The 24,011-nt window shown below is 53.9% G+C and carries 22 protein-coding genes and 4 tRNA genes; 9 read left to right on the top strand and 17 right to left on the bottom strand.

Annotated elements, in window-relative coordinates; genetic code table 11:
• Positions 1–26 precede the first annotated feature (26 nt).
• Both rhtB and OGY06_RS00635 read left to right on the top strand, forming a co-directional pair.
• Positions 27–647 carry a homoserine/homoserine lactone efflux protein gene (gene rhtB, locus OGY06_RS00630; RefSeq protein WP_003828938.1) on the top strand — a complete coding sequence of 207 codons (621 nt, stop codon included), beginning with the start codon at positions 27–29 and terminating at the stop codon, positions 645–647.
• Between the two features lie 162 nt (positions 648–809).
• Complete coding sequence (locus OGY06_RS00635) at positions 810–1,682, top strand: Rpn family recombination-promoting nuclease/putative transposase (protein WP_164563280.1); 873 nt, start codon at positions 810–812, stop codon at positions 1,680–1,682.
• A 38-nt stretch (positions 1,683–1,720) separates the two neighbouring features.
• On the opposite strand, the gene rhtC is transcribed toward OGY06_RS00635, so the two are convergent.
• The 3 genes from rhtC to pldA form a co-directional block, all read right to left on the bottom strand.
• Complete coding sequence (gene rhtC / locus OGY06_RS00640) at positions 1,721–2,341, bottom strand: threonine export protein RhtC (protein WP_003828942.1); 621 nt, start codon at positions 2,339–2,341, stop codon at positions 1,721–1,723.
• Between the two features lie 63 nt (positions 2,342–2,404).
• Positions 2,405–4,234: an ATP-dependent DNA helicase RecQ gene (gene recQ / locus OGY06_RS00645; RefSeq protein ID WP_008787089.1), complete on the bottom strand. Its 1,830-nt coding sequence runs from the start codon at positions 4,232–4,234 to the stop codon at positions 2,405–2,407.
• A gap of 88 nt (positions 4,235–4,322) precedes the next feature.
• The gene (gene pldA, locus OGY06_RS00650; RefSeq protein ID WP_003828947.1) at positions 4,323–5,192 is read right to left on the bottom strand and encodes a phospholipase A; all 870 of its coding nucleotides are present in this window, start codon (positions 5,190–5,192) and stop codon (positions 4,323–4,325) included.
• Between the two features lie 165 nt (positions 5,193–5,357).
• On the opposite strand from pldA, the gene yigI reads away from it, so the two are divergent.
• Both yigI and rarD read left to right on the top strand, forming a co-directional pair.
• Positions 5,358–5,825: an acyl-CoA thioesterase YigI gene (gene yigI, locus OGY06_RS00655; RefSeq protein ID WP_003828949.1), complete on the top strand. Its 468-nt coding sequence runs from the start codon at positions 5,358–5,360 to the stop codon at positions 5,823–5,825.
• A gap of 51 nt (positions 5,826–5,876) precedes the next feature.
• Positions 5,877–6,770: an EamA family transporter RarD gene (gene rarD, locus OGY06_RS00660; protein WP_003828953.1), complete on the top strand. Its 894-nt coding sequence runs from the start codon at positions 5,877–5,879 to the stop codon at positions 6,768–6,770.
• 73 nt (positions 6,771–6,843) lie between these two features.
• Here rarD and corA read toward each other — a convergent pair whose 3' ends face one another.
• The 8 genes from corA to lptM form a co-directional block, all read right to left on the bottom strand.
• Positions 6,844–7,794: a magnesium/cobalt transporter CorA gene (gene corA / locus OGY06_RS00665; RefSeq protein ID WP_003017920.1), complete on the bottom strand. Its 951-nt coding sequence runs from the start codon at positions 7,792–7,794 to the stop codon at positions 6,844–6,846.
• A gap of 154 nt (positions 7,795–7,948) precedes the next feature.
• Complete coding sequence (gene ysgD, locus OGY06_RS00670; RefSeq protein ID WP_212723238.1) at positions 7,949–8,005, bottom strand: YsgD/CorL family protein; 57 nt, start codon at positions 8,003–8,005, stop codon at positions 7,949–7,951.
• A gap of 247 nt (positions 8,006–8,252) precedes the next feature.
• A complete protein-coding gene (gene uvrD, locus OGY06_RS00675) occupies positions 8,253–10,415 on the bottom strand; it encodes a DNA helicase II (RefSeq protein WP_240389544.1) in 2,163 nt (720 codons plus the stop codon).
• 88 nt (positions 10,416–10,503) lie between these two features.
• The gene (gene yigB, locus OGY06_RS00680) at positions 10,504–11,220 is read right to left on the bottom strand and encodes a 5-amino-6-(5-phospho-D-ribitylamino)uracil phosphatase YigB (RefSeq protein ID WP_164563281.1); all 717 of its coding nucleotides are present in this window, start codon (positions 11,218–11,220) and stop codon (positions 10,504–10,506) included.
• The gene (xerC, locus tag OGY06_RS00685) at positions 11,220–12,122 is read right to left on the bottom strand and encodes a tyrosine recombinase XerC (RefSeq protein ID WP_103015294.1); all 903 of its coding nucleotides are present in this window, start codon (positions 12,120–12,122) and stop codon (positions 11,220–11,222) included. The genes yigB and xerC overlap by 1 nt, the downstream gene beginning before the upstream one ends.
• The gene (locus OGY06_RS00690; RefSeq protein WP_008787084.1) at positions 12,119–12,826 is read right to left on the bottom strand and encodes a DUF484 domain-containing protein; all 708 of its coding nucleotides are present in this window, start codon (positions 12,824–12,826) and stop codon (positions 12,119–12,121) included. The genes xerC and OGY06_RS00690 overlap by 4 nt, the downstream gene beginning before the upstream one ends.
• Positions 12,823–13,647 (bottom strand): diaminopimelate epimerase, encoded by an 825-nt coding sequence (gene dapF / locus OGY06_RS00695; RefSeq protein ID WP_003017933.1) that lies wholly within the window; start codon positions 13,645–13,647, stop codon positions 12,823–12,825. The genes OGY06_RS00690 and dapF overlap by 4 nt, the downstream gene beginning before the upstream one ends.
• Before the next feature lie 49 nt (positions 13,648–13,696).
• On the bottom strand, positions 13,697–13,900 hold the full coding sequence (gene lptM / locus OGY06_RS00700) for an LPS translocon maturation chaperone LptM (protein ID WP_003017937.1): 204 nt from the start codon (positions 13,898–13,900) through the stop codon (positions 13,697–13,699).
• Between the two features lie 138 nt (positions 13,901–14,038).
• On the opposite strand from lptM, the gene cyaY reads away from it, so the two are divergent.
• Positions 14,039–14,359 carry an iron donor protein CyaY gene (gene cyaY, locus OGY06_RS00705; RefSeq protein ID WP_003828967.1) on the top strand — a complete coding sequence of 107 codons (321 nt, stop codon included), beginning with the start codon at positions 14,039–14,041 and terminating at the stop codon, positions 14,357–14,359.
• A gap of 75 nt (positions 14,360–14,434) precedes the next feature.
• On the opposite strand, the gene cyaA is transcribed toward cyaY, so the two are convergent.
• Complete coding sequence (gene cyaA, locus OGY06_RS00710) at positions 14,435–16,981, bottom strand: class I adenylate cyclase (RefSeq protein ID WP_032934207.1); 2,547 nt, start codon at positions 16,979–16,981, stop codon at positions 14,435–14,437.
• 394 nt (positions 16,982–17,375) lie between these two features.
• On the opposite strand from cyaA, the gene hemC reads away from it, so the two are divergent.
• The 4 genes from hemC to hemY are packed head-to-tail and all read left to right on the top strand — an operon-like array spanning position 17,376 to position 21,453.
• Complete coding sequence (gene hemC / locus OGY06_RS00715; protein WP_164563282.1) at positions 17,376–18,317, top strand: hydroxymethylbilane synthase; 942 nt, start codon at positions 17,376–17,378, stop codon at positions 18,315–18,317.
• A complete protein-coding gene (hemD, locus tag OGY06_RS00720; protein WP_003828974.1) occupies positions 18,314–19,054 on the top strand; it encodes a uroporphyrinogen-III synthase in 741 nt (246 codons plus the stop codon). Before hemC ends, hemD begins: the two co-directional genes overlap by 4 nt.
• Positions 19,055–19,075: 21 nt before the next feature.
• On the top strand, positions 19,076–20,251 hold the full coding sequence (gene hemX / locus OGY06_RS00725) for a uroporphyrinogen-III C-methyltransferase (RefSeq protein ID WP_003828975.1): 1,176 nt from the start codon (positions 19,076–19,078) through the stop codon (positions 20,249–20,251).
• Between the two features lie 2 nt (positions 20,252–20,253).
• Positions 20,254–21,453 carry a protoheme IX biogenesis protein HemY gene (gene hemY, locus OGY06_RS00730; protein ID WP_048215221.1) on the top strand — a complete coding sequence of 400 codons (1,200 nt, stop codon included), beginning with the start codon at positions 20,254–20,256 and terminating at the stop codon, positions 21,451–21,453.
• A 455-nt stretch (positions 21,454–21,908) separates the two neighbouring features.
• Here the strand turns inward: hemY and OGY06_RS00735 are convergent.
• The 5 genes from OGY06_RS00735 to thrP all read right to left on the bottom strand — a co-directional run bounded on the left by OGY06_RS00735 (position 21,909) and on the right by thrP (position 23,829).
• Positions 21,909–21,985 (bottom strand) — tRNA-Pro (locus OGY06_RS00735).
• A gap of 41 nt (positions 21,986–22,026) precedes the next feature.
• A tRNA-Leu gene (locus OGY06_RS00740) sits at positions 22,027–22,112 on the bottom strand.
• 20 nt (positions 22,113–22,132) lie between these two features.
• Positions 22,133–22,208 (bottom strand) — tRNA-His (locus OGY06_RS00745).
• Positions 22,209–22,264: 56 nt separating this feature from the next.
• A tRNA-Arg gene (locus tag OGY06_RS00750) sits at positions 22,265–22,341 on the bottom strand.
• A gap of 102 nt (positions 22,342–22,443) precedes the next feature.
• Positions 22,444–23,829 (bottom strand): bifunctional threonine/serine APC transporter ThrP, encoded by a 1,386-nt coding sequence (gene thrP / locus OGY06_RS00755; protein WP_003828980.1) that lies wholly within the window; start codon positions 23,827–23,829, stop codon positions 22,444–22,446.
• Between the last annotated feature and the right edge of the window lie 182 nt (positions 23,830–24,011).

Below are 24,011 nucleotides of genomic sequence, written 5' to 3' on the forward strand. Positions count from 1 at the left end.
AAAAATAGACAATCCGGGAGTTTCTCATGACCTTTGAATGGTGGTTCGCCTACCTGCTGACCTCTATTATTTTGAGCTTGTCCCCAGGCTCTGGCGCAATCAATACCATGACCACCGCCATCAGCCACGGATATCGCGGTGCCAGCGCGTCGATTGCGGGTTTGCAGACCGGGTTGGGTATTCATATCGTTCTGGTTGGCGTAGGACTGGGAACGCTATTTTCACGTTCGGTGATCGCATTTGAGGTGCTGAAGTGGGCGGGAGCGGCCTATCTGATTTGGCTGGGTATTCAACAATGGCGGGCGGCGGGTGCTATCGATCTGAATACCATGGCGAATACGCAATCGCGCAGCCGGCTGTTCAAACGCGCGGTCTTTGTTAATCTGACCAATCCTAAGAGCATAGTTTTTCTTGCCGCTCTGTTCCCACAGTTCATCCTGCCGCAGGAACCGCAGTTGATGCAGTACGTGGTGCTTGGCGTCACGACCATCGTGGTCGATATCATTGTGATGATCGGTTACGCGACGCTGGCCACGCGCATTGCTGGCTGGATTAAAGGGCCAAAACAAATGAAGGCGCTGAACAAAGTGTTCGGTTCGCTGTTTATGCTGATAGGCGCCCTGCTGGCATCGGCAAGGCATGCCTAGCAAATGGAACGACGCTCGCAATGAAATGCTAACAGTATGAGCGTCTGAACATGACTTTCCGTACTTTGCCGCAAAGGGAGAAAAGCCTTTTATTCTGTACTGTTAGACGTTGATTGCTAATGCCAGAATTCCGCCACATTCACCTTTCACGGATGATTAACGATGGCGGAAGTAACAACACCACATGATGCAGTATTTAAGACCTTCCTCTCCCGCGTGGAAACTGCGCGGGACTTTATCGAACTTCATCTTCCGCCCTCGTTGATCAAAATCTGCAAACTGGAAACGCTCCGTCTGGAATCAGGCAGTTTTGTGGAGGACGATCTGCGTCCCTATTTCAGCGATATTCTCTACTCACTGGAAACCACCAGCGGGCATGGCTATGTACACGTGCTCATTGAGCATCAAAGCTCACCAGACAAGCATATGTCATTTCGCCTGATGCGCTACGCTATCGCAGCGATGCAGCGTCATCTTGAGGCGGGAAACGACACTCTGCCGCTGGTTATTCCTGTTCTCTTTTACCATGGCAAGCAAAGCCCATGGCAAGGCTCAATGAACTGGCTGGATCACTTTGAGGATTCTGGAACCGCCCTTCAACTTTACAGCACACCATTTCCGTTGGTGGATGTGACGGTTATTCCAGATGATGAGATCATGCAGCATCGCAGTATGGCAGCGCTGACATTAGTACAAAAACACATTCGCCAGCGCGACATGGCGCAGCTGCTGGATAAACTTACCCGCCTGTTTATGCTGGAGAAGATGAGCGGACAACAAATAACCGTGCTGGTAAACTACATGGTGCAAGCAGGGAATACACAAGATGTTCAGACATTATTGTATAAGCTGGCACAGCGGGTGCCGCAGCATGGAGAAAAACTGATGACAATGGCGGATCAACTACGTGAAGAGGGCAAACGTATTGCCATACTGGACATAGCAAAAGCGATGCTAAAGCGGGGTCTTGATACCGATGCAATTATGGAAATGACCGGCCTTTCGAAGGACGAATTACAGAAGCTTGCGCAATAAGCCGCATACCGCCTGGGAGTCCCAGGCGGGCAACAAACTTAGCGCGAAATAATCAGATGGATACCGAAGCCCGCGAACAGCGCGCCGGCAAAACCATCAATCCACTTCGCCAGACGCTGATAGCCACGACGCATTTTCGGAAGTGCAAACAGGCTGGCGACCACGGTAAACCACGCCAGTGTTTCCACGATGATCAGGGCAAAGATCCCCCAGCGCGCGCCCGTGCCCACGTTGTCGCCAACGAACAATGAGAAGACGGAGCCAAAATAGATAATGGCTTTAGGGTTCGCCAGGTTGGTCAGCAGACCTTTCAAAAAGCTGCGTCCGCTCTGCGCCAGCTCCACCTGCGGAGTGGGAGCCGCAACATCCTGTTTTTTAAACGCGCCGCGCAGCATCTGATAACCCATCCAGCACAGATACAGCCCCCCGCCGACCATAATAATGGTATGCAGCCAGGCCATTTTTTCGATAATAAGATGCAGGCCGAGCAGCGCCACGCCAGCCCAGACCATGACGCCGCAGGTAATGCCCAGCACGCCCATCATAGCTTCTTTGCGCGAACGGCTAACCGCAGTTTGAGAAACAAAAAAGAAATCGGGACCGGGGCTCATCAGCGCAACGATATGCACCAACGCAACGGTGAAAAATAGCGTTAACATAAAAATGACTCGCGGGGGAATAGTTCAGTGAGTCACCATCCTGGCACTTTTTTGCCCGGCTGACTACTCTTCGTCGTCACCATCAACGTGTGCGCGAATAAGCGCCATAAACTCTTTACCGAAACGCTCAAGTTTCCGCATCCCCACACCGTTGACGCTTAGCATTTCACTCGGTGAAACCGGCATCTGCTCCGCCATTTCAATCAGCGTGGCGTCGTTGAACACCACGTACGGCGGAATGTTCTCTTCGTCGGCAATGGCTTTACGCAGCTTACGCAATTTGGCGAACAGTTTGCGGTCGTAGTTACCACCGAAGGATTTCTGCATCGCACGCGGTTTCAGCGCCACAATACGTGGTACAGCAAGCTGTAACGCAACGTCACCGCGCAACACCGGACGCGCGGCTTCGGTTAGCTGTAACGCGGAGTGATGAGCAATATTCTGCGTCACCAGGCCCAGGTGAATAAGCTGGCGAATAACGCTCACCCAGTGTTCGTGGCTTTGCTCGCGACCAATGCCATAGACCGGCAGTTTGTCATGAGCCAGTTCGCGAATACGCTGGTTATTCGCTCCGCGCAGCACTTCCACGACGTACCCCATGCCGAAGCGTTGGTTAACACGGTAAATCGTCGACAGCGCTTTGCGCGCATCCATGAGTCCGTCGTACTGTTTTGGCGGGTCGAGGCAGATGTCGCAGTTACCACACGGTTCCTGACGCCCTTCGCCAAAATAGTTCAGCAGCACCAGACGACGACAGGTCTGCGCCTCGGCAAACGCCCCCATCGCATTGAGCTTATGACGTTCGATATCCAGCAGTTGCCCAGCGGGTTTCTCTTCGAGGCAGCGGCGTAGCCATGCCATATCAGCCGGATCGTAAAACAGCATCGCTTCCGCAGGCAGGCCATCACGCCCGGCGCGGCCGGTTTCCTGGTAATAGGATTCAATGTTGCGCGGAATATCGAAATGCACCACGAAGCGTACGTTAGGTTTGTTGATCCCCATACCGAACGCCACGGTCGCCACTACGATTTGCAGGTCGTCGCGCTGGAATTTCTCCTGCACCTCGGCGCGTACGGCATTTTCCAGCCCGGCATGATAAGCCCCGGCGCTGATGCCACGGCTTTGCAGACGCGCGGCGGTGTCTTCGACTTTGGCGCGACTGTTACAATAGATAATGCCAGACTTACCGCGCTGCTCTTGCACGTAGCGCATCAGCTGATCGAGCGGCTTAAACTTCTCCATCAGCATGTAGCGAATGTTCGGGCGGTCAAAGCTGCTGATCTGAATTAACGGATCGTTCAGTCCCAGCAGACGCACAATGTCCAGCCGGGTTGTCTCATCCGCGGTCGCGGTCAGCGCCACAAACGGCAGGGTTGGGAAACGCTGACGTAACTGGCCCAGCGCAGCGTACTCGGGGCGGAAATCATGCCCCCACTGCGAAATACAGTGCGCTTCATCAACCGCCAGCAGCACCGGATTCCAGTGCGCCAGATGCTCAAGGAAGTTATCCAGCATCAGGCGTTCGGGCGCAATATACAGTAAGCGAATCTGCCCGCTGCGACAGCCCGCCATCACCTCAAGCTGCTGTTCACGACTTTGAGTAGAATTCAGGCACGCCGCCGCCACGCCGTTGGCCAGCAGTTGATCGACCTGATCTTTCATCAGGGAAATCAGCGGGGAAACGACAACGGTGAGTCCGTTTAGCAATAACGCGGGAATTTGATAGCACAGGGATTTACCGCCGCCGGTCGGCATAACGACCAGGCAGTCGCGACCAGAGAGCACGGTATCAATGATTTCTTCCTGACCGGGGCGAAACTGTTGGTAGCCAAAGGTTTCCTGCAAAACCTGTTTAGCGCCCATTTCCAGATTCAACACTTCCGCCTGCGCCACATTAACCCCATTCGCCCGAAATAAAAACAGGCGCTATTTTCAGCGCCTGAGAGAGAAACTGCAATGATTAAAATACTCTCAATACTTATCAGAAGATATCGTTGAGCATCACGCCCACACCAACACGCGTCTGATTGAAGTTGTAGTCAATCAGCGATTCGCCGTAACCACTGTAGACCTGAGTGTATAGACGCACATGCTTCGTGATGGGGTAACTGGCCCCCAGCTCTGCGCCGCCGTAGCCGGTATTCCAGTTGTACTGGCCTTTCACGCTGATAACCGCGTCACCCAGGTGATACCCCATTTTCAGCTGATAGTAGCCCATGTATTTAGTGATATCAGGGTTATCGTCGGTGCTACCAATCACGTACCACGGCTTAACTTCCACCAGCCAGTTACCATTTTCAGCCATCAGACGGGTATAAAGACGGTTCCAGCTACGTGAAGTGGGATCGGATCGGCCGTTGGAGTCATGGTTATAACCCATTTCGACATCACGAAGCGTCCAACCGGCAAAGCGATAGTCTGTGGCGAAACCGAGGAACAATTGCGGTTCGTAGTTGGTTTCGCGAAACGGTGAAGACTCTTCACTGTTCGAAAGCTGCCACCAGGACTTCTGGGTATAGGAACCGCCAAGTACCGAGTTTGGGCCTAATATCCCGCGCCAGAGCGGAAACGCCAGGCTTAGCTGAAACTTAACCTCATCTTTGCGCGCATTTTCGGACCAGCTATAACTGCTGATCGCCTCTTTGTTCATGTCGCTGGTATTGGTGTAAATAAGATAGTTGGTGTCATACGGATAAAGCGTGAAAGGGTTGTCATGTTCCTGCAGCATATTGGCGATAATACTGCCACGAACCGCCGGTGCATCATGAATCTCTTTCACTGTCGCTTCCTGCGCATACGCGGTCAACGGCAGCATAATTGCTGGTAGTAACCATCCCAGAATCGCCCGCATCGGTAATGTTCTCCTGAACCAAAATATTGATGAATTGTATAATTATCTGGCAAGTATTCTACATACTTAGCTAGTTCCTCGTTAGTTATCCCGTCCTAAAGTAGAAAACAACAAATAATAAGCATAATATCAACATTTCATTAACCATTGAGATGTAGGGATCGTATGTCTGCCGTACTTACTGCTGAGGAAGCGCTGAAGTTAGTGGGTGAAATGTTTGTCTATCATATGCCGTTTAACCGGGCGCTGGGACTGGAGCTCGAACGCTATGAGAAAGAATTTGCTCAATTAGCCTTTAATAACCAACCGATGATGGTCGGCAACTGGGCGCAAAGCATTCTGCATGGCGGCGTGATCGCCTCGGCGCTGGACGTCGCCGCGGGGCTGGTATGCGTTGGGAGTACGCTGACCCGCCATGAAACGATCAGCGAGGACGAACTGCGTCAGCGAATGTCACGCATGGGCACAATCGATTTGCGTGTTGATTATCTGCGCCCCGGAAGAGGGAGCCGCTTTACCGCCACCAGTAGCCTGCTGCGGGCGGGCAATAAAGTCGCTGTGGCGCGCGTGGAACTGCATAACGAAGAACAGCTTTATATTGCCAGCGCAACCGCCACTTATATGGTGGGGTAAGTGCCTAAAAAAAGGTAAACTGCTGTTACATTTCTGCAATGAGTTTTCCCGATGGATGCTAAACAAACGCGGCAGGGCGTGCTACTCGCTCTTGCTGCTTATTTTATTTGGGGTATCGCTCCCGCCTACTTCAAGCTGATTTACTATGTTCCGGCGGATGAGATCCTGACGCACCGCGTCATCTGGTCATTTTTCTTTATGGTGGTACTGATGAGCATCAGCCGCCAGTGGTCAGGTGTCAAAACGCTGCTACAAACGCCAAAGAAGATCTTCCTGCTGGCGCTCTCTGCAGTGCTCATCGGCGGAAACTGGCTGCTGTTCATTTGGGCGGTCAATAATCACCATATGCTGGAAGCCAGCCTCGGCTATTTTATTAACCCACTGGTGAATATTGTGCTGGGAATGCTATTCCTCGGTGAGCGCTTTCGTCGCATGCAGTGGCTGGCGGTACTGTTAGCCGCCTGCGGCGTGCTGGTACAGCTGTGGACCTTCGGATCGCTGCCAATAATCGCGCTGGGACTGGCGTTCAGCTTTGCGTTCTATGGGCTGGTGCGCAAGAAGATTGCCGTCGAAGCACAAACCGGCATGCTGATCGAAACCCTGTGGCTTTTACCTGTCGCCGCCATCTATCTGTTTGGCATTGCGGACAGCTCAACCAGCCATATGGGGCAAAACCCCATGTCGCTCAACCTGCTGTTGATTGCCGCGGGTGTCGTGACCACCATTCCGCTGTTGTGCTTTACCGGCGCGGCAACCCGCCTGCGTCTGTCAACGCTGGGATTCTTCCAGTATATCGGGCCTACGCTGATGTTCCTGCTGGCCGTCACCTTCTATGGTGAAGTTCCGGGAACGGATAAAATGGTCACGTTTGCGTTTATCTGGGTGGCGCTGGCGATTTTCGTGATGGATGCGATTTATACGCAACGACGGGTTCGTCGGAGCTAGGGGAGTGCCGGATGGCGCTTCGCTTATCCGGCCTACAAAAGCACATCGCCGTAGACCGGATAAAGTACAGTGACTACAGCCAGTTCTTGCGCTTAAAGTACAGATACGGCGCCAGACCCGCGAGCATCATAAAGACAATCGCGCCCGGGTAACCGAAGCTCCAGTGCAATTCCGGCATAAACTCAAAGTTCATCCCGTAGCTGGAAGCCACCAGCGTCGGCGGCAGGAATACCACAGAAACCACCGAGAAGATCTTGATGATGCGGTTCTGCTCGATGTTGATAAAGCCCATCGCCGCCTGCATCAGGAAGTTAACCTTCTGGAACAGCGATTCATTATGCGGCAGCAGGGACTCGATATCGCGCAGGATCTCACGCGCCTGCTCCAGCTGACTGCCCGGCAAACGCGCTTTACGTACCAGGAAGTTCAACGCGCGCTGGGTATCCATCAGACACAGACGTACCTTCCAGCCGATATCTTCCAGTTCCGCCAATGTCGACAGCGCTTCGTCATACTCATCGCCCTGACGCCCTTCCATGATCACACGGCTGAGTTTTTCCAGGTCGCTGTAGATGTTTTCGATCTCATCCGCCAGCTGTTCAATTTTGGTTTCGAACAGGTCGAGCAACAGCTCGTAGGCGTTGCCATCCACCATCGCCTGGTTACGCGCACGCATGCGGTACAGGCGGAAGGCCGGCAGTTCGCGCTCGCGCAGAGTAAACAGGCGGCCTTCGCGAATGGTAAATGCGACGGTTGAGTTACCTGCGTGATCGTCGGCGTCTTCGTAAAAGAAGAAGGAGTGGATGTGCAGACCGTCTTCGTCTTCAAAAAAACGTGCGGATGCTTCGATGTCTTCCAGTTCAGGGCGCGTAGCCAGATTCTGGCCCAAGTCCTTTTGCACACGGTTTCGTTCTTCGTCATCCGGCTCGACTAAATCGACCCAGACCGAACTGGCCAGGTGCTCGATCTCGTCTGCCTCAAGGCGAGTTAAACGATTGTTTTCCAGTTGAAATGCGCTCAGCATGACCGGGACTCCCAATGCAAAAAATTATCGGACAGTTCGGAGGGCACACAGAAACAAATTGGGTTTCAGACCATTAAACAGCCTGACTCAGCGCGACGGGAAAAAACAGAAGGTCGCTGACAACCGCGAAGGCTATCAGCAAAAAGGGATAGCCTTAGGAGTTGATCCTGGATGACAGGATAATGAGCCAGTATCTACTGGGTGTGTCCAAGGCGAATGTCCTCTTAGCGTAATCGTGCGCGCATGTTACGCCAGCAAAATTTTGACGTCAACACGCAACGGATGGCGAAAAAGTAATAATTTCCCCTTATACAGAAAGGTTAGCAGAGGGGAATTATTTATCTATGATTTCAGAATATTAACCGACAGATAGCCGGATGGCGGCTTCGCCTTATCCGGCCTACAAATCAAAATATTACGTTCTGCGTAGGCCTGATAAGCGCAGCGACATCAGGCGATCATACCGTTTCCAGTCTGGCGTAGGCGGCAACCAGCCATTTGATCCCCTGCCCCTGGAATGCGACCTGCAAACGACTGTGTTCGCCGCTTCCTTCCAGATTAACGATGGTGCCCTCGCCAAACTTAGCGTGGCGCACGCGCTGGCCGAGCTTGTAGCCGGTATCATTTTCCGCCATTGGCGTGCCCATCCGCTGATGACTCACCGGGCGGCTGACCGTGGCACGCAGGCGAACCTCTTCAACGCACGCTTCCGGCAGTTCGCCGATAAAGCGCGACGGACGATGGTAAACCTCTTTGCCGTACAGACGACGCGTCTCGGCATAGGTCAGCGTCAGCTTCTGCATCGCGCGGGTTACACCGACGTAAGCCAGGCGCCGTTCTTCTTCGAGGCGGCCACCTTCGTCCAGCGACATCTGGCTGGGGAACATACCTTCTTCCATCCCCACGATAAACACCTGCGGGAACTCCAGACCTTTCGCCGAGTGCAGCGTCATCAGCTGTACCGCGTCCTGCCAGGTATCCGCCTGCCCTTCGCCCGCTTCCAGCGCGGCGTGAGACAGGAACGCCTGCAGCGGCATTAAGTCTTCGTCTTCTTCGTTGTAGCTGAACTGGCGCGTTGCCGTCACCAGTTCGTCTAAGTTTTCGATACGCGTCTGGCCTTTCTCACCTTTTTCCTGCTCGTACATCATGCGCAGGCCGGAGTCTTTAATCACCCGGTCAGTCTGCACGTGCAGCGGCATATCGGCGGTCTCCTGCGCCAGTGCATCAATCAGCTCCATAAAGCGCTGTAAGGCGCTGGCGGCGCGACCCGCGAGGGCTTTTTCCTGCAACAGCTCACGACAGGCCTGCCACAACGTTAGCTGGCGGTCACGGGAGGTCTGACGCACCACATCCAAAGTACGATCGCCAATCCCGCGGGTGGGCGTATTCACCACGCGCTCAAATGCGGCGTCGTCATTGCGGTTGGCGATCAGACGCAGGTAGGAAAGTGCATCTTTGATTTCCTGGCGTTCGAAGAAGCGCATCCCGCCATAGATCCGATACGGCATGCTAGCCTGTAACAACGCCTCTTCCAGTACGCGCGACTGGGCGTTACTGCGATAAAGAATGGCGCACTGTTCCAGCGTTCCGCCGTTGTCCTGCCAGGTCTTGATGCGATTGACCACAAAGCGCGCTTCATCAAGCTCGTTGAACGCGCAGTACAGCGAGATCGGTTCGCCGTCGACGCCGTCGGTCCACAGTTTTTTACCCAGACGCCCGTTGTTGTTTTCAATCAGGGCGTTGGCCGCGCTGAGGATATTGTTAGTTGAGCGGTAGTTTTGCTCCAGGCGAATAGTTTCTGCGCCGGGGAAGTCAGTGAGGAAGCGCTGGATGTTCTCCACCTGCGCTCCGCGCCAGCCGTAGATTGACTGATCGTCATCGCCGACGATCATTACCTTACCGGTATCGCCCGCCAGCAGGCGGATCCACGCGTACTGAATGTTGTTGGTATCCTGAAATTCGTCCACCAGGATATTGGTAAAGCGTTCGCGGTAGTGCTGCAGGATATGCGGCTTGTTGAGCCACAGCTCGTGAGCGCGCAGCAGCAGCTCGGCGAAATCCACCAGCCCCGCGCGGTCACACGCTTCCTGGTAAGCCTGATACACTTTCTGCCAGGTTTGCTCAACCGGGTTGCCGTAGCTTTGCAGGTGGTGCGGACGCAGCCCTTCGTCTTTCTGGCTGTTGATGAACCACATCGCCTGACGCGGCGGCCACTGCTTCTCATCAAGGTTCATCGCCTTGATCAGACGCTTGAGCAAACGCAGTTGGTCTTCGCTGTCGAGGATCTGAAAATCCTGCGGCAGGTTTGCATCCATATGATGCGCGCGCAGCAGACGGTGGGCCAGACCGTGGAATGTACCGACCCACATACCGCCCTGGCTGGTTCCCATGATCTGGCCGATACGGTGGCGCATTTCCGCCGCCGCTTTGTTGGTAAAGGTCACCGCCATAATGGAGTACGGCGAGTTGTTCTCAACCGTCAGTAACCAGGCGATACGGTGCACCAGCACGCGCGTTTTACCACTCCCCGCGCCTGCCAGAACCAGCATGTTGCTGCGTGGCGCGGCCACCGCTTCACGCTGTTTATCATTAAGGCTGTCGAGCAGGTAAGAAACGTCCATTGGCACCGCCGCGTAAAAGTAGGTAAGGCGGATAAGCGTAGCGCCATCCGCCAAAAAGCTGGGTATATATACAGAGTTCTGCTGGTGATTATATCAGCGAGGTCAGAGATGCCAACTGTGAAATTTCGATATGCGGAAGCAAACGACTGTCTGCGGTTTGCATCAGGTCGGCATTTTCCGGTTTGATCCAGCAGGCCTGCATACCACAACGGATGGCGCCCGCGACGTCCGTTGTCAGGTCATCACCCACGTGCAGAATCTCACCCACAGGCATTTTCAGTTTTTCCGCCGCCAACGTGTACATGTCGCTAAAGGGCTTTGATCGCCCGTCGGGACCGGCGCGCAGCACAAACTCAAAGTAATCACCCAGGCCAAACAGTTCCGGCTGCGCGTTACCGTTGGTGATCGCCACCAGCGGCCATTCGCGGGCCAGCGCCTTCAGCGTGTCATGCGTCGTCTGCGGGACTTCAATGCGGCTACGCCATTTGGCAAAATTCATCATTGCCGCATTCGCCCCCATTCTGGCTTCTGCCGCTGACAACCCCGCCTCCAGCATAGCGCGCTCTACGGCACGGTGACGCCATTGGGTAACATCGTGGTAGATTTCCGGCTCGGCGTCGCGAACGGCCTGACGTAAGCGCTGTAGGTCGCTATTTTGCAGCGAATTCAACGCCGGATGGTAATTCTGTACAAACGCGAGCGCTTCCTGCTCGGTGCGTGTGATAACGGGACGGTTATCGTAAAGGGTGTCATCAAGGTCAAAGGTGAGCGCAGAAATGCGCCCCAAAGGCCGGTAAAAACGCATTATTTCCCCCGTTTGGCGCGCGGATGCGCCGCATCGTACACTGAAGCCAGGTGTTGAAAATCAAGATGGGTATAGATTTGAGTCGTGGAGAGATTGGCATGACCCAATAACTCCTGCACTCCGCGCAGATCGCCGCTCGACTCCAGCATATGCGTCGCAAAGGAGTGACGCAATTTGTGGGGATGTACGTGGCTGTTCAGCCCCTGCTTGATACCCCATTCAGCAAAGCGTTTCTGCACGTTACGCGCCGAGATACGTTTGCCCAGTTTGGACAGAAATAGCGCATCGTCATCGCTGCCAAATAGCCCGCGTAGATCCAGCCAGTGCTCAATCCACGCCACCGCGTTGCGGCCAATCGGCAGGCGACGCTCTTTACTGCCCTTACCCATCACCCACACTTCGCCGGTGTCGAGGTCGAGATGTTTAATATCCAGCCCAACCAACTCAGATAAACGCAGCCCCGCGCCGTACATCACTTCCAGCATTGCTCTATCGCGCACGGCAAGGGGATCGTTGAGATCGATATCCAGCAGACGATTAACATCGTCGACATCGATATTTTTAGGGAGATGACGCGGTGCTTTCGGCGCGGAAACGCTTTTTGCCGGATTGGCTTTCAGCTCGCCCTGATTAACCAGCCAGTCGAAGAAACTGCGTAACGCAGAGAGACGCAGCGCCAGACTCGCCGGCCCCAGTCCCTTACGACGGCTGCGAACAGCAAAACTGCGTACCATCGCAGCATCACATTGTTGCCAGCTTTGCAGACCGGTCTCTCCGGCTAACGCAATGATGGCATCAAGCTGACGCTGATAATTAAGCAATGTGACCGGGCTAAGCTGACGCTCAACGCCCAGATAGCGCAAAAAGCGCGCCACATCCTGAGAAAGGGGTGAATCGGTCATACGCGTTCAATCCAGCGCTCCAGCAGCTCCGGCAACATCAGCGAGATTTCCTGCAGCAATTGCGTGCCTTGCCCCTGCTGGTAATGATTAACGTCACGGCTGCTAAACAGCATCACGCCCAGAGAGCCATCTTGCCCGAGCATCGACATCGCCACCGAGCCTATGGCTTTCGCCTCCGGCATCATGACCAGCAATTCCGGACCATTAAGCGGCCCAAGATAGTGCTGTGACTGACCCAGACGCTGGATACGCAGCGGTTCAAAAGCCTGACGGCTTAATGCCAGATGGGTGAATTTTGATGGCGCGCCAAGTCGCCAGCGATCCGGGAACAGACGAACCGTCGCTCCGGCCAGCCCTAACTCACGCGCCCAGCGATGAAATCGCATCAGCATGTCGTCAAGACTGCTGGCCGACACCAGCCGCCCTTGCAGATTTAACAGACGATAGAACAGGCTTTCATTGGCGTTGGCTTGTTCCATCAACAACGCCATGTTCTCTTCCAGCACGTTAATATGATTACGCGCCCGCGCCATATGCCATTCCACTAAAGAGACCGTGCCCCGCACTGGGTGCGGAACTCGCATCGCTTCAACGGCCTGGGCATTACGGATAAAAAACTCAGGATTACGTTGCAGGTAATCGACGACCGCCCGGTCGTCCAGCTCCATGAGCGTTTCCTGTAGTTCTTCCCCTGGTTGCTTCATAAGTGAATAAATCCGTCGTAGACATGTGCCGCCGGGCCAGTCATATACAGCGGATGACCCGGACCTTTCCAGGCGATATCAAGTCGACCGCCCGGTAATTCCACCCTCACTTCTTCTGCCAGCAGACCCTGCTGGATACCGACCGCAACGGCAGCGCACGCACCGCTGCCGCAGGCCTGCGTTTCACCCGCGCCGCGCTCATAGACGCGCAGTCGGATATGTTCGCGTTTTACCACCTGCATAAATCCGATATTGGCGCGTTCAGGAAAGCGTTCGTGGCTTTCCAGAACCGGTCCCAGTGTTTCTACCGTGGCCGTATCAACATCATCAACCTGAATCACGCAGTGCGGGTTCCCCATTGAAACCACGCCGCACAATACTGTCTGTTCGGCCGCGCGCATAATATAGGTCTTCTCTGCTTTGTTAGCGCGAAAAGGAACCTGCGAGGGTTCAAAATTGGGTTCGCCCATATTCACCCGCACCAGCTCGTCGTCGGTTACGGTTAATACCATACGACCATTCGCGGTACTGACGCGAATATCACGTTTATTAGTCAGCCCTTTCAGGCGAACAAAACGGGCAAAACAGCGGGCGCCATTGCCACACTGTGACACTTCACTGCCGTCGGCATTAAAAATACGGTAGTGGAAATCCAGCTCCGGATCATACGGAGGCTCAACCACCAGCAGTTGATCAAATCCAACGCCGAGATGTCTGTCGGCCAGGCGGCGGATCAGCTCTGGTGAGAAAAAGACATTCTGCGTTACCGCGTCGACGACCATAAAATCGTTGCCAAGGCCATGCATTTTAGAGAATTGCATCATTCACTCCGTTCACGCGGGTACAGAAATGTAAAATCTATTTCTGCCGTTAGTAATTCACCTGAGAAGGCCCATCACTAATCCCACGATCGTTTTTCTCAGGCGTGGTGGATTGCGATTGCGGCTGAACGCTCTTGGTCGGAGGCGGCGCGGTTTTATCAGCTGGCGGGAAATAGAGCGGGCCTTTTAGCCCACACCCCGTCAGGCTGAACAGAGTAAAAATGACAGCGAGTGGCTTTAACACGTTTTTCATTATGGATTGCCTGTAAAGTTCATGCTTTCTGTTTTCTATCATCGCAGGAGAAGGCGTAAAAGCAAGAGTTTGGCTAAAAACTGCATCGCGATTTATTCCACGTTATACTGCGAGCATCACGAAAAATAGGATAAGAAAATGAACGACAGTGAATTTCATCGCCTTGCTGACACCCTGTGGATGACCATTGAAGAACGTCTGGATGACTGGGATGGCGACAGCGATATCGATTGTGAGATCAACGGCGGCGTGCTGACCATCAGCTTCGAAAACGGCAGCAAAATTATCATTAACCGTCAGGAGCCGCTGCATCAGGTGTGGCTGGCGACCAAACAGGGCGGCTACCACTTTGACCTGAAAGGCGACGAGTGGATCTGCGACCGAAGCGGCGAAACGTTCTGGGATCTGTTGGAACAGGCGGCAACACAGCAGGCGGGTGAAGAGGTGAGCTTCCGTTGATTTATTTGCCGGATGCGCTTTGCTTATCCGGCCTACTGTAGGCCCGGTAAACATAGCGCCACCGGGCAAGTTAACTCACGAGAAATACTGCTGTAACAGCGGCGTGTCGTTGTCCTGACTGGCTGGCGGAACGGCGCTAATCGGTTGGGTACGGAACGGAATCACCTGCGCGCGCCCGTCGGTTTTCACAATCTGATAGAACTGCGGCAGGTTAAAGTTGATGAAGCTGGAGCCGTAGGTAAAGCGATCGTGCGACGATGAGTAGAAACGGCTTACGTCGCGTACCAACTCCTCTTTGCTACCTTCGCAGTGGTGATACACCTCGGCCCGGTTACTTTCGTCCAGAATGTAGATATTAAAGCCCTGCTCATCACCCGTTTCTTCGAAAAAGAACTGAATAATCCCTTCGCTGGCAAAACCGTCGACCACCGACGGCAGTTTCACATGGTTGGTCTCAACCTGGACGGAAAGGCCGTGCAGTTTGTTATGTGAAATCGCACCATAGAATTCAATTGCGTTTTCCAGCTTCTGTACCGAAACGTTCAGGCGCTCGAAGAACAATCCCCACGTCTGGCCGGAAACACGCAGCGCTTTGAAACGTCCGGTTTCCTGACGGGTACTGGAGAGGCGTAGCTCGATGCACTCAGACACCAGTTGCTGCACGCGGGTGCGAATTAAACCGCGCAGATGCTGGCTATAGCAGAAGACCTCGACGCTATCCGGCGGCGCGGCATCCTGGTGCATTTTGCCCAGAATCGTTTTTAACGCTTCAATCATCGCCTGCTCGCCGTTGAAGTGCAGCGTACGCACTTCATTCCACGAGTTGCGGTACAGCAGGTCGACGCTTCCTACCAGGCAATTTTGCTCTTCGCCAAAGCTGAAGACATCCAGCTTACGGAAATCAAAATGTACCACCTGATTACGGAATGCGGCCGTTGGGTCATATTCGAGGTTAACGATAATCGCCAGATGGCGAATTTCGCATGGGCTATAGAGCGCTTTCGGCGTTGGTGCAGGCAGTCGCAGCGGGAAGTGGTGCGACACGTCGGCGACCATTTCCTGTAGCTTCGGCAAATCAACAATGCCGTTGCCCTTAATAAACAAATGCGTACGCGAGGTCAGCAGGCCGTTGAACCAGGCCCACGCCACCAGCTTGTTGAGATAGCGGTTATATTCCAGCGGCTGATGGCTGATGATCGAGTCCATGTTAGGCGCGCGGTTGTAGAGATACCAACCGGAACGGTTGGCACGGCCCGGCGGCACATGGATGAAGGTCAGATTCGGTTCCGAGAGATCCGGAGATATCTGTGGGTTCACCAGCGTGACTTTACCCGGCAACGCTTCAAACGCGGCATACAGCTTACGGGTCAGCACGCCGATATCCTGCGGGCTGGCGCTGACGCTGAGGTTATTGCGCCGCGCAAAGCGGATCAGGTTACGATAGCTCTGCATCATCGCATCGAGCAGTTCGTTATGCGCTTCGCGTACCTGGTCAATCTTCCAGTTAGCGCGGTTATCCAGCATGGTCAGACGGGCGTCATCCCAGCCCCACTCTTTCACTAACTGACTTAATACTTCACGACGCCAGCCCACGCAGGCGCGCTCACGGCTCAGTTTCTCACACACTTTTAAGTAGAAACATCGACGCACTAAATCCAGCCGCGTCGGATCTTCGATCGCCGTGAGGTACTCGGTAACGCGCTCCAGCATCATACAGTAAGGATCGAGACCAAAAGAGACGATCTCGCCGTCATGCAGGCGCTGTTTAATATCTTTCGCCAACAGGCGTGGATTTGGGTATTCCCAGGAATAGGCTTCCAGCAGCAGCGTTTTCAGCACCGCTTTGTACGGGGAGTCGATACTCTTGTACAACTGCCAGAGGCTGGCGCCAAAGTACTCTTCGGCGGAAAGCGAACTGAGCCCGCCGAGATCCAGCCATTCGTTTGGCGTAAGCACCCCCTGTGCGTAGAGCGTCATGACGTAATCGTCGTAATGCTCTTCTTCGTCGCCCGGCACCATATTCCACAGAATACGTTTACCCGCGAGGCGCACAGCGGTGCGATAGAATTCATCAAGCAACAGGATATGCTGCGTCGAGCCACAGTCTTCACCACCCAGACTGCCGCTTTCATTGTGACGGAAACGGTTTTCATCAATCAGGAAGAAACTGACTTCCACGCCCAGCGAGGCGGCCCAGCTTTCCAGCAGACTACATTTTCGCTGCAGCAGCTGGCGCTCTTCGCTATCCAGCCAGGATTGATGGCAGACCCAGATATCAAGGTCAGAGGAACAGCTTTGCCCTACCGAAGAGGTGCTGCCCATTGAGTAAACGCCGGTGATCGGCAGTTCGCCCTTGGGAGGATCCTGCGGCGACATACCGCGGTACAGTTCCAGTTCGTTCAGGTAGTGGCGTTGGGTTTCATCAGGCGTGTAAAAGCATATGCCTTTGGGAACGTTACCATCGAGGTAACCCGGCATCAGCGGATGGTGGTAGTGCAATAATGTCGGCAGCAGACTGTATACCTGCTGGAAGGCAGGTCCCATGGCAGCAAGCGCGCGATCCACACGCAGTTGATTTATGGCATCCAGTCTCTGTTTCAGAGTCTCAATATAGAGGTACAAGACGTATCGCCTGATGTTGCTATCCGTCATGTTGTCGATTGCCGCGGCGCAAGCGCTCACAATAATCGCCATCAATTCGGATAAACCGTATGTCAAAAATAACCGTTACCTGTTTTTCGCCCATATTTTTTTATGCTGTTCAGCCGAAAAAATGGTCTAAAACGTGATCAATTTAACACCTTGCTCATTGACCGTAAAGAAAGATGCGCTACATACAAGTGTAGCACCGTTCGTTACGTGTAAATTCCTTCATACGGTCGGGAGGTTTCTCGTCATTATTCACTGCCAGTGATGATGCAGCGCCTTTTCCTCTCACTTACGTTTGAGCGTAACGCTGACATCCCTTTGATAAGGATGTTAGGATGGTCAATGATTGATAATGACGGTAACAAGCATGTTAGACAATGTTTTGAGAATTGCCACACGCCAAAGCCCCCTTGCGCTCTGGCAGGCACATTATGTCAAAGACGCCTTAATGGCAAACCACCCCGGTCTGATCGTGGAGCTGGTTCCTATGGTAACCCGTGGCGATGTGATCCTTGATACCCCGCTGGCGAAGGTCGGGGGAAAAGGGTTGTTTGTTAAAGAGCTGGAAGTCGCGCTGCTGGAAAAACGCGCCGATATCGCTGTGCATTCCATGAAGGATGTGCCGGTTGAATTCCCTGATGGTCTTGGGCTGGTCACCATTTGTGAGCGAGAGGATCCGCGTGATGCTTTCGTCTCAAATAAGTACAACTCGCTGGATGAACTCCCCGCAGGCAGCATCGTCGGGACATCCAGTTTGCGCCGCCAGTGCCAGTTGGCAAAACGTCGCCCGGATCTCGTCATCCGTTCGCTGCGCGGCAACGTAGGCACGCGCCTCAGCAAACTGGATAACGGCGATTATGACGCCATTATTCTGGCGGTCGCCGGATTAAAACGTTTAGGTCTTGAGTCGCGAGTCCGCACCGCTCTGCCGCCGGAAATCTCCCTGCCCGCTGTCGGGCAAGGCGCAGTAGGCATAGAATGTCGACTGGATGATATGCGCACTCAGGCACTGTTAGCGCCGCTCAACCATGAAGAGACCGCGCTACGCGTCAAAGCAGAACGCGCCATGAACACCCGCCTGGAAGGGGGATGTCAGGTACCTATTGGTAGCTATGCCGAAATCATCGACGGTGAGATTTGGCTACGTGCGCTGGTCGGCGCGCCTGACGGTTCACAGATGGTATGCGGAGAACGTCGCGGCGCCACACAGGATGCCGAACAGATGGGTATCTCTCTGGCAGAAGAACTGCTGGAGAACGGTGCGCGCGCCATTCTGGCGGAAGTTTATAACGGAGAAGCCCCCACATGAGTATTCTGGTCACCCGCCCGTCTCCCGCTGGGGAAGAGTTAGTGAGCCGTCTGCGCACACTGGGGCAGGTGGCCTGGAGTTTTCCGCTCATCGAGTTTTCACCTGGTCGGGAACTGGCAACGGTTGCTTCCCGACTGTCGGCGCTGACGGAGAACGATCTGGTCTTCGCCCTCTCGCAGCACGCCGTTACCTTTGCAGATGCCGAACTTCGCCAGCAAGAGAAAAGCTGGCCATCCCTTCCGCGATATTTTGCCATTGGTCGAACAACGGCGCTGGCGCTGCATACTGTTAGCGGCTTCAATATTCACTACCCTCTGGATCGGGAAATTAGCGAAGTCTTGCTACAATTACCTGAATTACAAAATATTGCGGGAAAACGCGCGCTTATATTACGCGGCAACGGTGGCCGGGAGCTGATAGGTGAAACCCTGACGGCACGCGGAGCCGATGTCGATTTTTGTGAATGTTATCAACGCAGTGCAAAACATTACGATGGTGCGGAAGAAGCGATGCGCTGGCAATCCCGTGGCGTAACCACGGTGGTTGTCACCAGCGGAGAGATGCTACAACAGCTCTGGTCGCTCATTCCGCAGTGGTATCGTGAGCACTGGTTACTACGCTGTCGGCTGTTGGTCGTCAGTGAGCGTCTGGCGCACCTCGCCCGGGAACTGGGCTGGCAAGATATTAAGGTCGCTGATAACGCCGACAACGATGCGCTACTACGCGCATTACAATAACTCTCATAATGGGATGCCATAATGACGGAACAAGAAAAATCCTCCGCCGTGGTTGAAGAGACCAGGGAGGCCGTGGAAACCACGTCACAGCCAGTCAATACTGAAAAAAAGAGTAAGAACAGCACGGCGCTGATTCTGAGCGCTGTGGCGATTGCTATTGCGCTGGCTGCAGGCGTTGGGTTATACGGCTGGGGGAAACAACAGGCAACAACACAAACGGCAACCAGCGATGCGCTGGCGAACCAGCTGACGGCACTGCAAAAAGCGCAGGAAAGCCAAAAAGCTGAGCTGGAAGGTATTATTAAACAGCAGGCAACGCAGCTGGATGAAGCCACTCGCCAGCAGGCCGCGCTGGTCAAACAGCTTGATGAAGTCCAGCAAAAAGTCGCCACCATCTCCGGCAGCGATGCTGGCACATGGCTGCTGGCGCAGGCTGATTTTCTGGTGAAACTGGCCGGTCGCAAATTATGGAGCGATCAGGACGTCACTACCGCCGCGGCGCTGTTGAAAAGCGCCGACGCCAGTCTGGCAGATATGAACGACCCGAGCTTAATTACCGCCCGTCGCGCGATTACTGACGACATTGCGAGCCTCTCCGCGGTGACTCAGGTCGACTATGACGGCATTATCCTGAAAGTGAATCAGCTCTCTAATCAGATTGATAACCTGCGTCTGGCCGACAACGACACCGACGATTCTCCAATGGACTCAGACAGCAGCGAGCTTTCCAGCTCAATTAGCGAATGGCGCGTCAATCTGCAAAAAAGCTGGCAGAACTTTATGGACAGCTTTATCACTATTCGCCGTCGTGATGAAACCGCCGTCCCGCTGCTGGCGCCGAACCAGGACGTTTACTTACGTGAAAATATCCGTTCCCGCCTGTTAGTGGCTGCTCAAGCCGTGCCGCGTCATCAGGAAGAGACATACCGCCAGGCGCTGGAAAATGTCTCCACATGGGTGCGTGCTTACTACGACACCGACGATGCAGCGACCAAAGCGTTCCTTGAAGAAGTAGACCAACTGAGCCAGCAAAGCATCAGTATGGATGTTCCAGAAACGCTGCAGAGCCAGGCTATTCTCGACAAGTTAATGCAGACCCGCGTACGTAATTTACTGGCGCAGCCTGCCACAGCACCGGTAGCAGCAGCGCCAGCGCCTTCGACAGACGCTCCGGCAACCGCGCCGCAAGGAGAATAATGATGCTAAAAGTATTGTTGCTCTTTGTGCTGTTGATCGCCGGGATCGTCGTCGGTCCGATGATAGCCGGTCATCAGGGTTACGTGCTGATCCAGACGGATAACTACAATATCGAAACCAGCGTGACGGGCCTGGTGATCATCCTGATCGTCGCCATGGTCGTCCTGTTTGCGATTGAATGGCTGTTGCGCCGAATTTTCCGCACCGGCGCACATACCCGTGGGTGGTTTGTGGGTCGTAAGCGTCGTCGCGCCCGTAAGCAGACCGAACAGGCGCTGCTCAAACTGGCAGAAGGTGACTATCAGCAGGTTGAGAAGCTGATGTCGAAAAATGCCGATCATGCAGAACAGCCGGTAGTGAATTACCTGCTGGCGGCAGAAGCGGCTCAGCAGCGCGGTGACGAAGCGCGCGCCAACCAACACCTTGAGCGTGCTGCCGAACTGGCCGGAAATGATACGATCCCGGTAGAAATCGCTCGCGTTCGCCTGCAACTGGCGCGCAACGAAAATCACGCCGCACGCCACAGCGTAGACAAACTGCTGGAAGTGACGCCACGTCATCCGGAAGTACTGCGTCTGGCTGAGCAGGCTTACATTCGCACCGGCGCATGGAGCTCCTTGCTGGATATCATCCCATCCATGGCAAAAGCGCATGTGGGTGATGACGAGCACCGCGCCATGCTGGAACAACAGGCATGGGTTGGTTTGATGGATCAGGTCCGCGCCGATCAGGGCAGCGAGGGGCTGCGTGCATGGTGGAAAAACCAGAGCCGTAAAACCCGTCATCAGGTTGCTTTGCAGGTAGCGATGGCTGAACATCTGATTGAGTGTGACGATCACGATACGGCGCAGCAGGTCATCATTGATGGTTTGAAACGTCAGTACGATGACCGCCTGGTGCTGCCGATCCCGCGTCTGAAAACCAATAATCCGGAACAGATAGAAAAAGTGCTGCGCCAGCAGATTAAAGCCGTGGGCGATCGCCCGTTGCTGTGGAGTACGCTGGGTCAGTCGTTAATGAAGCATGGGGAATGGCAGGAAGCTACGCTCGCCTTCCGTGCCGCTCTCAAACAGCGCCCGGATGCCTATGACTACGCCTGGCTTGCTGACGCGCTGGACAGACTGCACCAGCCGGAAGAAGCCGCCACCATGCGCCGCGATGGCCTGATGTTGACGCTGCAGAACAACAATCCCCCGCAGTAACTCCTGAATGCCCGGTGGCGCTTTCGCTTACCGGGCCTACATATTTTTCAATCGTATAAACAAAATCCTTCGAGAAGTCGCTCGAAGGATTTTGTTTATGCATAAAAAAACGCCCGCTCGGTAAGGAGCAGGCGTTAAACAGGTCTGTATGACAACATAAATGGGTGCTTCACTCAACGTTATGTCCATGGTGTTTGATGAGGCTTGAGCGACATCTGTCTGTGGACGATAAGCACCGTAAACGGCTCTGCATCATTCCTGAGTTTATGAGGCCAGATGGCGAACATAAGAGATGGAATGAGCATCTACCCGCATATTATTGCACAACGCATGCCACGATTGCACTGCAAAAACCAGGTATTCGGACTTTTTAAGACTTCAGGAAATTCGCAGGTGTGAAGGCTAAGAAGGGAAAATCTGAAAACAAAAAACCCCGCCGAAGCGGGGTTCAAAATTGGTCGGCGAGAGAGGATTCGAACCTCCGACCCACTGGTCCCAAACCAGTTGCGCTACCAAGCTGCGCTACTCGCCGTTTTACTGCTTTTTGAATTTTTAGTTCAATTCTTTAAGTCGTGGTGCGAGGGGGGGGACTCGAACCCCCACATCCTAAGGACACTAACACCTGAAGCTAGCGCGTCTACCAATTCCGCCACCTTCGCATTTCACAACTTTAAATTAATGGGGTGGCTAATGGGATTCGAACCCACGACAACTGGAATCACAATCCAGGGCTCTACCAACTGAGCTATAGCCACCACTGCAAATCTTTTACGCGGTATTAAAACCACCGCAGCTCTGGCACCCTACTAAATGGTGCGCCCGACAGGATTCGAACCTGAGACCTCTGCCTCCGGAGGGCAGCGCTCTATCCAGCTGAGCTACGGGCGCTTAGCGCCGTTGCGGGGCTGGATATTACGGAGGTCTCGGTCTTCTGTCTAGTGCTTTTTTAAAATAAATTATCGTTTGGTCATGGTTTGTGCGTTTTGTCGCTTATTCCCGCAATTTATGGGCTGTGCCATGACGATTCAGACCAAAAACCTTATAAATGAGCGTCACGGCCAGTAAGAAACCCATGCCAACAAAAAGCGACATTCGGGTATCTTCATTAAAGTACATGCCAATTAATACGCAAATCAGGAACGCCATCGTCAAATAATTCGCCCACGGGAACAGAATGGAGCGGAATGGATGACTGGCAATCGCCGCTTTATGCGCCTGACGGAAACGCAACTGGCTTATCAGGATCACAAACCACGGCACCATCCCCGGCAACACGCTGGCACTATAGACATAAACAAACACGCGCTGCGGGTTAGGAATGATGTAGTTCAGGCATGAGCCAATCAGCAGGATCGCGATAGAAATAGCCACTCCGGCAACCGGCACGCCATGGCGTGATACTTTTCCAACAACGGCAGGAAGCTGGCGATTCTTTGCCAGCGCGTAGAGCATACGCCCACAGCTGTACATGCCGCTGTTACAGCCAGACAGCGCCGCCGTCAGCACCACAAAGTTAATAATCCCTGCCGCAGCAGTAATACCAATCTTGGCAAAGGTGAGCACAAACGGGCTACCGTTGCTGCCAATCTCATTCCACGGGAAAATAGTGACGATGACAAAAATCGCACCAACGTAGAAAATCAGAATGCGCCACAACACTTTACCCACCGCGCTACGCAGCGTGACCTGTGGATTCTTCGCTTCCCCTGCAGTGATGCCGATCAGCTCCACGCCCTGGTAAGACGCCACAACAATACACAATGCCGTCAGGAAGCCCTTCCAGCCCCCAGCAAAGAAGCCACCGTGCTCGGTCAGGTTGCCAAAACCAATCGCCTGGCCGCCATTGCCGAAGCCGAAGAAAATCACCCCAACCCCAATGACGATCATCACAATGATGGTGGTCACTTTGATCATGGCAAACCAGAACTCAATTTCACCATACAGGCGAACCGCAGCGAGGTTTGCCAACGCAACCAGTCCGACTGCGATCAGTGCGGGTATCCATTGTGCCATTTCCGGGAACCAGAACTGTACGTACACCCCGATGGCGGTAATCTCTGAGATCCCCACCGCCATCCACATAAACCAGTATGACCAGGCGGTAAGATAGCCAAAGAAGGGGCTCATATAACGGTGGGCGTAAACAGCGAATGAACCGGCAACCGGCTCGAGGAATAACATCTCCCCCATAGAACGCATGATGAAAAAGACGAACAGCCCGGCGACGATATACGCCAGCAGAACCGAAGGTCCCGCCCATTTAAGGGTACTGGCGGCCCCCATAAATAGCCCAACGCCAATAGTGCCCCCAAGGGCAATTAATTCGATGTGACGAGCCTCCAGCCCACGCTGTAGCTCAGGTTTGTTCTCGGCCATAAATCCTCTTGTTGTGTTTGCATGCTGCCCGGTATTACCGGTTCTCGTTATGGGTACATCTTGTTATGCCATAACAGGCCATACGGCACCGACCGCTTAACGGTTGGCGCCAAACACACCATGGCACTGCAATGATTGTTGCGAATGGTTTCCTAAAATCGCTTAAATGGCAATTAAAGCAT

Source organism: Citrobacter sp. Cpo147 (assembly GCF_030332405.1).
Lineage (GTDB): Bacteria > Pseudomonadota > Gammaproteobacteria > Enterobacterales > Enterobacteriaceae > Citrobacter > Citrobacter portucalensis.